The following is a 14,687-nucleotide window of genomic DNA, read 5'->3' on the forward strand; positions in this document are numbered from 1 at the left end:
GTCTCCTCAGCTCGCCTGACGGGTAATCAGCAGATTGCCGAGCGCGTCGACCCGGCTTTCGAAACCGGGCTCCAGCCAGATGGTCGTGTCGGCCTGTTCGAGAATCGCCGGGCCTGCCACGACCGCGTCCACCGGCAGGTCGAGCCTCGCGAAGCGCACCGCATCCCACCATCGCCCCGCATGAAAAACCGCCTGCGTACCGAGCGATTCCGGCATGACGGTGGATTTCGGCGCGAGCACCGCGAGATCGAACTTCGGCCGCACGCCGATGCGCGCGTAGCGCAGGTTCATGATGCGTACCGCCATGCCGTCGAGCGCGCGCCCGAACTCCGCGCGATACGCCGCTTCGAAGGCGGCGCCGAGCGCGGCGCGATCCAGCGCGTCGCGTTGCACTTCCACGCGCACCGTGTGGCTCTGGCCGACGTACAGCATGTCCAGTTCGATCGACTCGCGCATCGCCTCGAACGCGACGCCCGCGGAGTCGAGCCGCTGCTGGCAGGCCTCGGCCATGCTCGCGACTCGCGCGCGCAGATCGTCGATATCGAGTTCGGCCAGGCCGCGGTTGAGCGTCTGCACCGCGTCATGACGCATGTCGGCGATCACGCAGCCGATCGCCGAGGTGACGCCCGGAAAACGCGGGACGATGCCGGTCGTCGTGCCCACTTCGCGCATCATCGCGCACACGTGCAGCGCACCGCCGCCGCCGAACGGCATGTAGGCAAATTCGCGCGGATCGTGACCGCGCTCGATCGAGACGAGCCGGATCGCGCCGGCCATCTTCGCGTTGGCCACGGTCAGGATCGCCTCGGCCGCGGCATACGTGTCCAGACCCAGCGGAGCGGCCACATGCAGGTCGATCGCGTCGCGCGACTTGCCGGCGTCCATGCGGGCGAGCAGGCCGCCGCCCAGCGGCCGCTCGGCCGCGATGCGCCCGAGCAGCACGTTGGCGTCGGTCACGGTCGGACGGGTATTGCCGCGTCCGTAGCACGCCGGGCCCGGAATGCTGCCGGCCGATTCCGGCCCGACCTGCAGCAGGCCGCCCGCATCGACGGAGGCAATCGAGCCGCCGCCCGCACCGATTGTCTCGATCTGGATCATCGGCGCGCGCACCACCATGCCGAAGTCGATCGATGTCTGCGCGGAGAGCGATGCCTCGCCGCCCGCCACCAGCGAGACGTCGAACGACGTGCCGCCCATATCGCCCGTGACGAGGTTCGGAAAGCCGGCCGCGCGGCCGATCGCCGCGCACGCGATTACGCCCGCCGCCGGCCCGGACAGCGCCGTGCGAACCGGCACGTCGCAGGCCGTCTGACGCGACATGATGCCGCCGTTGCTCTGCACCACCAGCAGTTCGCCGCCGAAGCCATGCGCCTTCAGATCGCTTTCCAGCCGCGTGAGATAACTGCCCACTACCGGTTGCAACGCGGCGTTCAGTGTCGCCGTGGAGCAGCGTTCGAACTCGCGGATCTCGGGCAGGACTTCGGTCGCCGCCGTGACGTTCGCGTTCGGCCATACCTTGCGCACCGCCGCTACCGCCTGCGCTTCGTTCTGCGGATTCGCGTAGGCGTTGATGAAGAACACGCACACCGCTTCGCAGTCGCGTTCGAGCAACTGGCGCGCAGCGGCTTCCACCTGCTGGAGGTCCACCGGCGTATGCAAGGTGCCGTCGGCCAGCACGCGCTCGTCGACTTCGAGACGCAGATCGCGCGGCACCACCGGCTCGAAACTGCCGCGCAGTCCCCACGTGCGCGGCCGGTCGCGACGACGCATTTCGAGCACGTCGCGAAAGCCGGTCGTGGTGATGATGCCGGTACGCGCAACCTTGCGCTCCAGGAGGGCGTTGGTGCCCACCGTGGTGCCGTGGACGATCGTCGCGATGGCCCCGGCACCGGCACCCGCACCCGCCGTCTCGCCCCGATCCCGTGCATCGGCTTCGGCCACCCGCTCGATGCCGTTCATGAAACCGCGCGCTTCTTCGCCGCGCGTGGACGGGACCTTGACGACGCGCGCCGTGCCGGCGGCTTCGTCGAGGACGAACAGATCGGTGAACGTGCCGCCGACGTCGACGCCAACGACGAGCGAACCCTGTGCAGCAGCCTTCATGCTTGTTGCTCCTTCAAATCCGCGGTAACACCATTCGTGACATAACCCATTTCGCGATCGCGCCGGCGTGCTGCCTCCGCACGTTCCTGCGGCGCGCCGTAGCCGCCGCCGCCCGGCGTTTCCAGCCGTACGCGCTCACCGTGCCTGAGGCGGATGCCGAGCATCTTCGAGGCCATCGGCGGCGTATGCCATTCGCCGTCCTGCTCGTAGCGAAACACGTTACGCACCGATGCCTCGCCGCCCGCAATCCCCTTGGGCGCCGAACGGCCGCGCTCGCCGAAGATGAACGCTTCGGCCTCCTGCTCCAGCAATTCGATCTCGTAGATCGCGCCAAGCCCGCCGCGATACTTGCCGTCGCCGCCGGAGTCGGGGCGCAACGCCCACTGCGTGAAACGCACCGGATAGGCCGCTTCGAGAATTTCCAGCGGCGGAATGGTGGCGGTCGAAATCGGCGCGTTACCGTGACTGAGGCCGTCGCCCTGCGAATGGCCGCCGTGACCGCCGCCGAAGAAGCTGAACATCACCCAGCGCTGACCTTTGCGAGGACCGTCGCTGCGATGCCCCGCAATCGACAACGCGTTGATGGTGCCGTAGGCCTGCGCCATCGCGAGTTCGGGCGCGGCTTGCGCCATCGCGCAGAAGATCACGTCGATCATGCGCAGGATCGTTTCGGTGTAGCCGCCCACGGGCCGCGGCCGGTCGGCGGAAATCACGAGACCGTCGGGCAGCACGAACGACACCGCGTCGAGTACGCCGGCATTGGCGGGCACGTCGGGAAACAGATGCTTCAGCGCGACGTAACAGGCGGCAATCGCGGTGGCGCGCGAGATGTTGACCGGACCCGCGCAGGCCGGCGACGTGCCGGTGAAGTCGAGCGTCAGCGTATCGCCGGCGACCCGCATGCGCAGTGCGATTTTCAGCGGTTCGTCGCGCACGCCGTCGTTATCGAGCATGTCGTCGAACGCATACTCGCCATCGGGCAACGCGGCCACGTGCGAGCGCATCAGCTTGACCGCCCGCTCGCGCAGCAAGGCAAGCGATTCGAGCACGGTCGCGTCGCCGTAGTCGTCGAGCAGGTCGGCAAGGCGGCGCGCGCCGAGTTCCAGCGCAGCCAGCTGCCCGTTCAGGTCGCCCCACAGACTGTCCGGCAGACGCGTATTGGCCTTCAGGATGGCCAGCACATCCTGGTCGAGTTCGCCGCGCCGCACGATACGCACCGGCGGAATCTGCACCGCTTCCTGCCAGCACTCGGTTGCGGCCGGGTTGTAGTTGCCCGGCACCGCGCCGCCCACGTCGTGCCAGTGCGCGGCGGAGGCCAGAAAGCAGAACAGCTTGCCGTCGCGAAACACCGGACGCACCAGCTTGAAGTCGTTCGCGTGCGTGCCGCCTTCGTACGGATCGTTGAAAAGCCACACATCGCCGTCGACCATGCCGCCACGCTCGGCGGCGACGCGGATGGCCGCTTTCACCGCGAACGCCATCGCGCCGACGAACACCGGCAGCCCCGACTTGCCCTGCACCAGCGTCGCGCCGGTTGCGGCTTCGTAGATGCCGTGGCAGGCGTCGTGCGCCTCGGCAATGATCGGATTGAAGGCACTGCGGTACAGGGTCGCGTCCATTTCGTCGGCGATCTGTTCCAGCCGGCCTTTGAGGACCGCCAGCGTGACCGGATCTAGCATGAGATGACTCCGTGTTGTGTGGGGTAGCGCTGCTTGAGCAGCTTGAGCAGGCCGCCCGCATCGACCATGTCGAGCAGAAAGCCGGGCAAGGGTTCGCAGGTCAGTTCGCCGCCGTCGGCGCGGCCGATCAGGCCGCGGCGCGCATCGATCGTGACCCGTTCGCCCTCGCCGATCGTTCCGGCGTCGGCACAGGTCAGCAGCAGCAGACCCAGATTGAAGGCGTTGCGGAAAAACAGCCCGCTAAAGGCGGGGGCGATCACCGCGCGAATGCCGAGGTGAACCAGCGCGGCCACCGCCTGCTCGCGCGACGAGCCAATCCCGAAGTTCGGTCCGGCCACGACCACGTCTCCCGGCCGTGCGCCCGCCGCGAAGTCGGCACGCTGGTTCTGCAGGCAATGACGGGCAATCTCGTCGATGCCGAATTTCATGTACGCGCCGGGAGCGAGTGCATCGGTATCGATATCCGCGCCGACACGCCAGACGCGATGACCTGCCGGCGCCTGGGTGTCCGCTGCGGGTTGCAAGGCGTCGTCATTCATGCGAGCACCTCGCGAGGATCGGTGATGAAACCGCGCAACGCGGACGCCGCCACGGTAAAGGGCGAGCCCAGATAGACGCTCGCCGATTCCGCGCCCATGCGCCCCTTGAAGTTGCGTGCGGTGCTCGAAATAACGGTGCTGCCCTCGGGAATCGAGCCGCCGTATCCGGCGCAGGCGCCGCAACTCGTGGCCAGCAATTGCGCACCGGCCTCTTCGAGCACGGCCATCACGCCCTCCTCTGCCGCGCGCGTCTGGTCGCGCCGGCTGGCTGGCGCAACGACGAGTTGCACGCCATCGGCGACCCGCCGGCCACGCAGCACGCTGGCGGCTGCCCGCAAGTCTTCGAGCTTGGCCCCCGTGCACGCGCCGATATACGCGACCTGCACGGGCACACCTGTAAACGTGCTCACGTCCTGCGTATTCGCGGGGCTGTGCGGCGCGGCAACCTGCGGCGCCAGCAAGGCGGCGTCGAACTCGTAGTCCTCTGCGCGGGCGTCGGGATCGCTCTGCCAGCGTCCGACGTCGATGTCGGACTCCACGCCAACCTCGCGCAGATACGTGAGCGTCACGTCGTCCGGCGCGACGAGGCCGACCTGCGAGCCGAATTCCGCGCTCATGTTCGAGAGGGTCATGCGTTCCTGCATCGACAGCGCGGCGACCGCCTCGCCGCCGAATTCGACGGCCTGATAGCGGCCGCCATTCATGCCGAAGCGGCCGATCATATGCAGCATCATGTCTTTGGCGGTTACCCCAGGCGCCAGACGGTTGCGCCAGTTCATCCGCAAGGTCTCGGGCACCTTCACCCAGATCTGCCCCGACACCGCGACGCCGAGCATCTCCGTGCTGCCAATGCCGAACATGTACGCACCGAACGCGCCGCCCGTGGGCGAATGCGAATCGCCGCCCACGCAGAACATGCCCGGGCGCAGATGACCATGCTCCGGCAAAACGACGTGACAGATGCCGACACTGTCGTACACGTTTGGCAAGCGCTGCGCGCTGGCCCAGTCGCGGGCAATGCGCACGATGCGGCGCGACTCGTCGTCGGCTTCCGGGACGTAGTGATCGATCACGAGGACGATTTTCGACTTGTCCCACAGCGTCGCGCCGAGGTCTTCCAGCATCGGCTGAAGGCGGCGCGGGCCGCTGGAATCATGGAACATCGCAAGGTCGACATCGCACGTGACGATTTCTCCGACTTCGACCTGCGGCCGGCCGCAGGCGGCCGCAATCAGTTTCTGCGCAAGTGTTTGTGCTACTGCCATTCGACTACATCCCCAGATAGGCGCGACGCAAGTCGTCGCTCGCCATCAATTCCGCACACGAGCCCGAATAACGGACCAGACCGTTTTCCAGCACGTAACCGCGCTGGCCTATTTCCAGCGACTGTCCGACGTTCTGCTCGACCAGCAGGATCGCGAGTCCTTCGCCTTGCAGGCGACGGATCAGCGTGAACATTTCCTCGACCATCAGGGGCGACAGACCCAGCGACGGTTCGTCGAGAATCAGCAGACGCGGTTCGGCCATCAGCCCGCGGCCGATTGCCAGCATCTGCTGTTCGCCGCCGGACATCGTGCCGGCCGCCTGATCGATCCGCTCGCCCAGGCGCGGAAAGATCTCCAGCATCCGGGCGAGGTTGCGTTCGCGATTCGGCCTGCCGCGCGAGAACGAACCGAGTTCGAGGTTTTCGCGCACGCTCAGATTCGGAAAAATGCGGCGCCCCTCCGGCACCTGAATCAGGCCGGCTTTGACTACGTCGCGATAGTGCCGCCCGGTCAGTTCGTGGCCGTCGAAGCGCACGTCCCCCTGCCAGACCGGATTGATGCCGCACACGGTGTTGTTCAGCGTCGATTTGCCCACGCCGTTGCTGCCGAGCAGCACGACGATTTCGCCTTCGTCGACGCGCAGATCCACGCCGCGCAGCACTTCGGTCCGGCCATAGCCGGTGCGCAGGCCTGTGATGTCCAGCAAGGCGCTCATGCCCGGCCTCCCTGATGCACTCCGCCGTGCGGCTTGTGTGCCGTGTCGGGTGCGGCCACCGACGACGGTGCGGATTCGCGTGCGAGCCGCTCGGCCGTGCCGTGGCCCAGATACGCCTCGATCACCGCCGGGTCGGACGTCACCTCGCGCGGCGTGCCGCCCGCGATCAGCCGACCTTGCGCCAGCACCCAGACGTGCTCGGCGAGGCTCATCACCGCGCGCATCACGTGCTCGATCATCAGCACCGTTACGCCGCTTTGCACGAGGCCGCGAATCACCGGAATCATTTCGTCGATCTCGCTGGGGTTCAGTCCGGCGAGCACTTCGTCGAGCAGCAGCAGGCGCGGTTTGGTCGCCAGCGCGCGCGCCAGTTCGAGACGCTTGCGGCCGCCAACGGTGAGGTCCGCGGCGGGCTGATCGAGACTGTTCTGCAGGTTCACCCGAACCGCGACTTCCTCGGCGGCGGCCAGCGCCGCGCGCCGATCCGGCTCATGCAGATGTGCGCCGACCGCAATGTTCTGCCGCACGGTCTGCGCACCGAACGGCTGCACGATCTGGAACGTGCGCGTAAGTCCGAGCCGCGCCGATTCATGTGGCGCCATGCCGGTGATGTCACGACCCAGGTAATGCACGCGGCCCGCACCCGGCTTCAGAAAGCCGGACAGCAATGCGAACAGCGTGGTCTTGCCCGCGCCGTTCGGACCGACGAGCGCGGTGAGCGTGTTCGGCATCACGTCGAGCGTCACGTCCTGCACGGCCTTCAGGCCGCCGAACGTGATGGACAGACCGCGAGCCTGCAATAGCGCGTCAGACACGGACTTTCTCCTTGCGCTTGCCGACGCTGGATTGGGTGGAAGGGTTGCCATTAGCGGCGTCCGGGGCAAGCTGCCGGCTGAATACGCGGCGCACGGACAGCCCCATCCCGCTGATGCCGCGCGGCAGGAACATCACGATGACGACCAGCACCACGCCGTAGATCACCATGCTGATGCCGGGCAACTCGCCGAACAGGTTACGGGTCACCTCGCCCAGCGCGTACAACACCGCCGCTCCGAGCACCGGCCCCCACAACGTCCCCACGCCCCCGACGATCACGCCGACGAGCGCCTCGATGGAAATGGTCGAGCCGAACGCAATGCCGGCATCGATGTACTGGAACATCTGCACATAACAGGCGCCCGCCACGCTCATGAACGCCGCCGACAACACGATCGCCCCGAGCTTGACGCGCACCGGGTCGACACCGATCGCGCGAGCAGCGCTTTCGTTGTCGCGCACCGCCTGCAGGTATGCCCCGAAGCGCGAATGACGCAGCCACGCCGTGACGAACAGCGCGGCCATCACGAAAACCAGCAACAGGTACACGTAGCCGCGCCGCGAGCCGAACTGCAGGTTGGCGGCGCCCGTATGCAGCGGCACCATCAGACCCACTCCGCCGCCGGTGAACGGCACCGAGACCGCGATGATGCGCGCGACTTCCGCGAATGCCAGGGTCACCAGTGCGAAGTACGAGCCTTTCAGGCCGCCGCGGAATGTCAGCAGCCCGACCACCAGACCGGCGACGACACCGCCGAGCACGGCGACCGGCAGCGCGAGCCACGGATTCCAGCCCCAGCTCAACTGCGCGATCGCCTGCACGTAAGCTCCGACGCCGAAGAACAGCGCATGGCCGAACGACAGCTGCCCGCCATAGCCACCGAGAATGTTCCAGGACTGCGCGAGCAGTACCGCATACAGCGACATCATCAGAAACGTGAGCACGACGCCGGACTGCAGCAGCGCCGCGGCCACAGCGAGGATCACGCCGAAGATCAGGATGAAACGGACGTCACGCATCGCCTAGACCCTCGCACCGAAAAGACCCTGCGGGCGCAGCAGCAGCACGACGATGAAAATCGCGAAGATGCCCATCTGTCCCAGCGAGTCGCCGAACCACAGACCACCGAGCGCCTCGACCACGCCGATCAGCAGACCGCCGAGCAGCGCGCCGGCGAAACTGCCCATGCCGCCCAGCACGACCACGGTGAACGCCACGAGCACGAAGCCGCCGCCCACCTGCGGATTCACGTAGTAAGTCGGCAACAGGAAGCACGCGGCCGCGCCCACGCAGGCCATGCCGATGCCAAACGAGATGGCATAGACCTGCTCGACGTCGATGCCCATCAGTTTCGCCCCGTGCTTTTCTCGCGATACCGCGCGGATCGCGCGGCCGAGATCCGTGAAGCGCATGACGAAGAACAGCAGCAATGCGACCACCAGCGCGCCGAAGAACGCGATGACTTTGGGCAGCGCGATCATCACCGGGCCGACGTCGATGGTCGACAGCGTGTAAGCCGTTTCGATGTTGCGCGTATCGGAGTGAAACCACACCAGCGCGAGGTTCTCGAGCACGATCGACAGGCCGAGCGTGACGAGCAGGATGTTCTCGTCCTTGCCATGACTTGCCCGGTTGATCACGAAGCGCTGCAGCGCGTAGCCGAACACGAACATGCCGGGCACCACGATCGCCAGCGCGAGGTACGGGTCGATGCCGAGGCGTTCCTTGAGCAGATAGACCGCGTACAACGCCACCATCAGCGCCGCGCCGTGCGCGAAGTTGATGATGTGCAGCACGCCGTAGATCAGCGTCAGACCGAGCGCGATGAGCGCATACACCGCGCCCGTCGTGAGTCCGTTCAGCAACGCCGATAGCAGGATGACAGGATCGAACATGCTGTGCCTCAGCTCTTGAGCGGGAAGACCGGCGCAACCTGGCGGTAGTTCGGCGGGAGCACCACCTGGATATCGCCGCCCACTACCTGCGTGAGCAACGGCTGCGCGCCGGTGTTCTGGCCGTTGACGAAATGGGTCGGCCCGTAAGGCATCAGGTGATCCTTGAACGTGCTGGCGGAGAGGGCCGCGTTGATCGCCGCGCGATCGCCCGACTTCGCGCGCTCCAGCGCATCCGCGAGCAGCGTCATGGCCGTGTAGGTCATGAACACCTCGTACGAAAAGTAAGCGCCCTGGGCCTCGACGCGCTTGCGCAGCGCCAGCGCTCGCGGGTCCTTGGGATTGAACCAGTGATTGCAGTCGATGATGCCGTCGGCGATATCCGGAAACTCTTTCAGGAACTTGTAGCTCGATGCCGCGCCGCCCAGCACCGAATAGATCGCTTTAGGACGGATCTTCTGCTGCTTCATCGCACGCAGCAGCAGCGCGTATTCGTTGTAGTAGTTGGCGGGAATCACGATGTCGGGATTCACCGCGCGCATGCGCAGCACGATGTTGTTGAAGTCACGCGTCGGGTTCGGATGCTTGACGACTTCCTTGATTTCGAACCCGTACTTCGGCAACTCGGCGCTCAGCAGATTCGCCGTGCCGGTTCCGAACAGCGACTCTTCGTGCACGATCATCACGGTTTTCGCGGGCTTTCCCGCCGCCGTGTTCAGCGCGTTGAGATTCTCGACCGCGCGCGAGCTGCACATCTTGTAGCCGGGTCCGAAGCGGAATGTATTGGTCAGGCCGCGCTCGACGATCTGGTCGGCCACGCCGACGTCGACCACGTGCGGCAGGCCGTACTTCGCGGCGGTCTGCGTGGTGGCCAGACAGATGGCCGACGCGAACGCGCCCACGATGGCCGAGACGCCCGCCTCGTTCATTCTCTCGACCTCGGCCGAGCCCGCCTCGGGGCGCGACTGCGCGTCGCCCAGCACCGCCTCGATCAGCGCGCCGCCCTGCGAGTGGATGCCGCCCGCCTTGTTGATGTCTTCGATGGCCAGCAACGCACCCAGGCGGCACTGCTGGCCCGAATAGGCCAACGCGCCCGTCACCGGATGCAGCACGCCGACCTTGATCGTTTTGGCGCCGGCGGCACGCGCGACCCAGGGGGCTGCAACCAGCGCGGCCGCGGCAGAAGACTGACGCAGGAATGTGCGACGCGAACTCATGGAAACTCCGTTGGATGCTTGGTTGGATGTTTTAGTTGAATGTGGCGGACAGTTCTTCGCTGACCCAGACCTTGGCGTCGATGTCGCCGACACGGGAAAGCTGCAGTTGATACTGATACCGGTCGGGCCGGTAAAGGCCTTGCAACAGTTGCACGGGACGCTCGTCGGTATCGCGCACGAGTCGCGTGACCGCGAGCAGTGCAGAACCGACGGCCACGTCAAGGTGACGCGCCACCTGGGCGTCCGCGAGACGGGCGGTGATGGTTTGCGTGGCGCCGCCGAGCTGCACGCCGGCTTCCTCGAGCAGCATCAGCAAGGGCTTGCGCTTGAGGTCCTTGCGGTTGATTTCGGCGACCGCCTGGGGCACGTGCGTCGTGATGAAAGAGACCGGTCCCGTCGACGTACTACGCACGCGCATGCTCTTGTAGACCGGGTCGCCAATCGACACGTCGAGCGCTTCGGCGATCGCGTCCGAGGCGAGCACGATGCTGCTGTCGATCACCTCCACGCTGGTGCGCAAACCCATGTTGACGATGTTCTCGAGCAGGCCGGTGAGATGCGCTTTCTGCCGCGATACCGGCGCGCCTTTGGCCTCGCCCTGCTTCTTGCTGGCCTCCGCGCGCAACGGCCAGGTGCCGACTCCGGGACGGCGCGTGACGAGCCGGTCGGCGACCAGCATTTCCATCGCCTTGCGAATCGTGATGCGCGCCACCGCGAACTGCTCGGCAAGCAGATGTTCGCCGGGCACGCCCTCGTCGTCGAAACGTCCTTCCTGAAGCTGCTCGCGCAACACGAGGTAGATCTGGTGATACTTCGGTAGGGGGAGCGTCGTTTCCATGACATTCACTCTAAAAGTGTCTTAATGTTCGGTCAATAGAACAAATAAGCCTGCAAATTGTTCTATATGGAAAACACCTAAATGTTCTACCGTGCTTGCCATGAAACGGACACGCCGCTCACCCCTTTCCCAACCCGACCGACGATGGCTTCAGAAGCGGTGCCGCAGGCCTACGTAATAGCTCGTCTGACTGCTCGCGCCATTGAGCCGTGCGCTCGAGCCGCCCGTCCAGTTCGTCGTAGTCGTGCCGAACAGACCCGACCAGTCGCCATTCACGCGCTCGTAGGCCGCCGCGAAGTACACGTCGGTGCGCTTGGAGAGCGAGTAATCGGCGACCGCGTAACCGGTCTTGCGCGCGCCGCTGAAGTTGCTGGCCGAGGTCAGGTCGTACATGAACACGCCCAGCAGCATGAAGGCGGGCGTGAAGTTGTAGCTCGCACCCAGCGTCGCGAACTGGTCGCGGCGCGCGGCGCTGAACACCGAGCCCATCGCGGCCACCGTAGTCGGCGTCGCGGCGGTGCTCATGTTGGTAATCGAGCCGTAGTCGGTACCGCCGTTCGATACATCGAAGCCGGCATCGCGCTGGCTTTGCAGATAGTCGCCATATAGACGCACCGTGCCGAGATCGTACTTCGCACCGACCGACCAGGTCTTGGCGGTACGGCTTTGCGAGTCGCGGGTCTGCTGGAATTCGCTCGTCGCCACGACGCCGTGGTCTTCATAAGAGAGACCGCCCGCGAACGACGTGCGCGCGTTCCACGAGCCGGCCACACCGCCCGGCGAGAAATGCAGGTTGACGCCGAACGCGCCGAACTTTTTCGTGTACGCGATCGTATTGTCGTCGCGCTGGCCAGTCAGGAACACGAGCCAGGAGTTGGTCGGCGGCGCACCGATGAAGATCGGATCGACCATCGAAATGGCGACCACCGCGCCGTTGTATTGACGGCCGAAGTCGAACTCGCCCCAGTGGCCCGAGAGTCCGACGAAGGCCTGGCGGCCGAACAGCTGACCTTGCTGGTCGAAGCGGCCGCTATTCGACTGGAAGCCGTTTTCGAGCACGAAGCGCGCCTTCATGCCGCCGCCCAGATCTTCGGTACCGAGAAAGCCCACCCGGCTCGCAGAGAGGAACCCCTCACCGGCCTGGTTCAACGACAGCACGTGTCCGCCGCCGGGGCTCGCATGGTTCTGCGAGACGATCGCCGCTTCGATCACCCCGTATAACGTAACGCTCGATTGCGCATTAGCTTGAGAAGCCATGCATGTCGCGAACAGCCCACCGCACAGACCGCCGATTAGCTTGTGTTTCATAGGTCTAGATTGCCTTTTTGGTTGACGAAAATCGAAGTGACGAAAAACCGGGGTGCACGTGTCCCACCCGGGGCCTGACGGACTCGGGAGAGTGTTTGCAACAGTTGCTGTCTAGTGGCCGGGCGCTATGACGGAACTACTCGCGCCAAACGGGACGATGCTCGGGACACATGTCGGGAAGACGCTTTGTTTTCATGGCGCCGACGATAAAAGCGCCAGAATGTATCGTCAATGGAACAAACGAATTAATAGATGTTCTATCGGGAAAGAACGGATAAGGCTGCGATTTGAAGGCGGGCTTGGTGGAGCGAAGTGGTCGGGCGTGGACGTCAGGGCGCAATGCAGAAAAATCATGTGGTCTCCAGGCACTCGTGTTGCGCTGAAACGTAAACACTCAAGGAGAAAACCATGAACCCCGAACCCTCAGATCCGGTCGAGCGCGCCGACCAACGTCGCCAGGCAGTCGGTAACGGCGACGTTACCGAGAAAGCGGACGGTACGATCGAACAGCGCCCGCACGGGAACATGGACGAGACGCTTGTACCAAAAGGGAAGGACCACCCTGAACAGGGTCCCTACGTTCCGGAACACGACGGCGTGGATCCGGACAAGACCGCGCACGTGGTCGAGGAAGTTACGGTTGGCAAGGTGGCGTCGGAACGCACGGAGACGATCAACGAGACACTTAAGGGAACGAAGGTCGAGGTTGAACGGGTCGAAGGTTCATCGCCTGGCGTTCTTGCAAGCGACGCGGCAGGTGCACCGGTTATTCGTCCGTAGTCTGGTTATTTAAGGTTCCCGTCCGTGCCTCGGCGTTCGAGCATGGATGGGCGTCGAGCCGATGTCGACTTCGACCACGACCGGAATAGATGTCGGACGCTTTGTAATATCGTCGTTCGCGTCAAGACTTTGCTTGTTCAACGCGAACACACCGCGACGGCTTGCACAAAAGCGTCCTGTTCAACGGGACTTTGGAAAAACGCTTCAAGATTTATGTGCTCATCGTTCGCGATCTGCTCCAGACAGAGGCTGTTATTCGCGCGGATGCTTGCCGGCGCCAGCACGACCGCCAGGAGCAACGCTCCAATTGCCACTACCGTAATGACGATGCCGAGTGTCCATCGCGCCGCATCCCCCGACTTCCACGATGCTCGATGCAAACTTTCCGCGGAAGGCGCATGCCGTGCCGATACGTCTCTCATTTAATATTCTCCGTTAGTTAGCATGGCAACTATTTGAATTGAAAAAATCAGGCATCAGGAAAGCGCTTTTCTTACGCCGTGCATGCTGGAGACCGCCGATTCGAACAACGCAGGCCCAACCTTCGTACGCAGTGACTTCGCAATCTCCGCGCTAGCCTCTTTGATAGGCCGGTCGAGCGCCTTTCCTGAGCGGGTTGGGTAGACCCCCCACTCCCTGCCATCCGACTCTGCCTGACGACGCTCGACCAGTTGCTTTTCCGAAAGACTGTCGAGGAGTCGGGTGGCTGTGGGACGAGCAATGCCTAACGTGTCCGCAACCTGACTGCTCAGGCAGCCGGGAGTGGCAAGCACGACACGCAACACGAACCCCTGCGCCGGTGTCAGCCCGAATGGCGCATAAACGGCAGCCCATTCACGCTCGACGAGGCGCGCCAGTGCCGATGAATTGAAGTAGAGACAATGATCAAACATGGGGCCATTAAATACCAATATGGTTAGCAAGGCAACTAAAATCTCACGTGCGCGACCGCGCTGATATCAGCCCTGATCGCGAACGTCCCGGCCCCGCTTAGCCGGATGCCAGATAAGGCCGACCACGCCGCACAAGTGCCGGTTTGCCGCTTCGATTTGCGATATCAGCAAACCTTCTTCGGGCTCCGCCAGTTGCACCCGCAACTGGCGGAGCCCGAAGAGTGTTGGGCTTATAGTCTCGCGCGCTAACCGCACATCGCCCAGCACCCAGAATAAGCTCAGCGTCGCGTAACCAGGCCTTTCCGTGGCATCAAGCAATTTCCGGTCTTGCAGCACGCGTTCATGGGACGCAAATAAACCCCTGCGCGAGTCGAATGCGTCGACGGATTCGAACAACACGGCTTGCAACCGTTCACGCGCGGCAAGTGCGCGCTCCGAAACCAGCTCGCCTCGTTTCAGCAACGTAAGCGCGCCGCAGATATCCTCGAGCACGTCGGCTAGTGGCTCGATCCGCTTGCGTCGCATGGTCGATGCGAAATGGACCAGACAACCGATTGCACATCCTGCCGCGGTGTCGACGCCCCGGGCCGTCGGCAACGGCAGCGAAGCGGCGGCCCCTGCTTCGTGGACTCCTCCGGGCG

The 14,687-nt window shown here is 64.6% G+C and carries 15 protein-coding genes; 1 reads left to right on the top strand and 14 read right to left on the bottom strand.

Features of this window, described 5'->3' with window-relative positions; genetic code table 11:
- Positions 1-6 precede the first annotated feature (6 nt).
- The 11 genes from FQ746_RS15615 to FQ746_RS15665 all read right to left on the bottom strand — a co-directional run bounded on the left by FQ746_RS15615 (position 7) and on the right by FQ746_RS15665 (position 12,322).
- A complete protein-coding gene (locus FQ746_RS15615; protein WP_144110267.1) occupies positions 7-2,103 on the bottom strand; it encodes a hydantoinase/oxoprolinase family protein in 2,097 nt (698 codons plus the stop codon).
- Positions 2,100-3,782, bottom strand: coding sequence for a hydantoinase B/oxoprolinase family protein (locus tag FQ746_RS15620; protein ID WP_144110268.1), 1,683 nt, complete (start codon positions 3,780-3,782; stop codon positions 2,100-2,102). Before FQ746_RS15620 ends, FQ746_RS15615 begins: the two co-directional genes overlap by 4 nt.
- The gene (locus tag FQ746_RS15625) at positions 3,776-4,321 is read right to left on the bottom strand and encodes a 3-isopropylmalate dehydratase (protein ID WP_144110269.1); all 546 of its coding nucleotides are present in this window, start codon (positions 4,319-4,321) and stop codon (positions 3,776-3,778) included. Before FQ746_RS15625 ends, FQ746_RS15620 begins: the two co-directional genes overlap by 7 nt.
- Entirely contained in the window at positions 4,318-5,586 is a 1,269-nt protein-coding gene (locus FQ746_RS15630) for a 3-isopropylmalate dehydratase large subunit (RefSeq protein ID WP_144110270.1), read from the bottom strand. The genes FQ746_RS15625 and FQ746_RS15630 overlap by 4 nt, the downstream gene beginning before the upstream one ends.
- Positions 5,587-5,590: 4 nt before the next feature.
- A complete protein-coding gene (locus FQ746_RS15635) occupies positions 5,591-6,301 on the bottom strand; it encodes an ABC transporter ATP-binding protein (RefSeq protein ID WP_144110271.1) in 711 nt (236 codons plus the stop codon).
- Entirely contained in the window at positions 6,298-7,116 is an 819-nt protein-coding gene (locus tag FQ746_RS15640; RefSeq protein WP_144110272.1) for an ABC transporter ATP-binding protein, read from the bottom strand. Before FQ746_RS15640 ends, FQ746_RS15635 begins: the two co-directional genes overlap by 4 nt.
- A complete protein-coding gene (locus FQ746_RS15645) occupies positions 7,109-8,137 on the bottom strand; it encodes a branched-chain amino acid ABC transporter permease (protein WP_144110273.1) in 1,029 nt (342 codons plus the stop codon). Before FQ746_RS15645 ends, FQ746_RS15640 begins: the two co-directional genes overlap by 8 nt.
- 3 nt (positions 8,138-8,140) lie before the next feature.
- Entirely contained in the window at positions 8,141-9,013 is an 873-nt protein-coding gene (locus FQ746_RS15650; RefSeq protein WP_144110274.1) for a branched-chain amino acid ABC transporter permease, read from the bottom strand.
- Between the two features lie 8 nt (positions 9,014-9,021).
- A complete protein-coding gene (locus FQ746_RS15655; protein WP_144110275.1) occupies positions 9,022-10,227 on the bottom strand; it encodes an ABC transporter substrate-binding protein in 1,206 nt (401 codons plus the stop codon).
- Positions 10,228-10,258: 31 nt separating this feature from the next.
- Positions 10,259-11,065, bottom strand: a complete 807-nt coding sequence (locus tag FQ746_RS15660) for a GntR family transcriptional regulator (RefSeq protein ID WP_144110276.1) — start codon at positions 11,063-11,065, stop codon at positions 10,259-10,261.
- Between the two features lie 150 nt (positions 11,066-11,215).
- Complete coding sequence (locus FQ746_RS15665; RefSeq protein WP_260854073.1) at positions 11,216-12,322, bottom strand: porin; 1,107 nt, start codon at positions 12,320-12,322, stop codon at positions 11,216-11,218.
- A 459-nt stretch (positions 12,323-12,781) separates the two neighbouring features.
- Between FQ746_RS15665 and FQ746_RS35225 the strand changes: the two genes are divergently transcribed.
- Positions 12,782-13,153: a DUF2382 domain-containing protein gene (locus FQ746_RS35225; protein WP_144110278.1), complete on the top strand. Its 372-nt coding sequence runs from the start codon at positions 12,782-12,784 to the stop codon at positions 13,151-13,153.
- A 137-nt stretch (positions 13,154-13,290) separates the two neighbouring features.
- Here FQ746_RS35225 and FQ746_RS15675 read toward each other — a convergent pair whose 3' ends face one another.
- From FQ746_RS15675 to FQ746_RS15685, 3 genes are all read right to left on the bottom strand, one after another.
- Positions 13,291-13,575 (bottom strand): hypothetical protein, encoded by a 285-nt coding sequence (locus FQ746_RS15675; protein ID WP_144110279.1) that lies wholly within the window; start codon positions 13,573-13,575, stop codon positions 13,291-13,293.
- 54 nt (positions 13,576-13,629) lie between these two features.
- Positions 13,630-14,046 carry a MarR family winged helix-turn-helix transcriptional regulator gene (locus FQ746_RS15680; protein WP_144110280.1) on the bottom strand — a complete coding sequence of 139 codons (417 nt, stop codon included), beginning with the start codon at positions 14,044-14,046 and terminating at the stop codon, positions 13,630-13,632.
- Positions 14,047-14,112: 66 nt separating this feature from the next.
- Entirely contained in the window at positions 14,113-14,571 is a 459-nt protein-coding gene (locus FQ746_RS15685) for a hypothetical protein (protein ID WP_144110281.1), read from the bottom strand.
- Between the last annotated feature and the right edge of the window lie 116 nt (positions 14,572-14,687).

Origin of the sequence: Paraburkholderia sp. BCC1886 (assembly GCF_900996245.1) — a bacterium.
GTDB lineage: Bacteria > Pseudomonadota > Gammaproteobacteria > Burkholderiales > Burkholderiaceae > Paraburkholderia.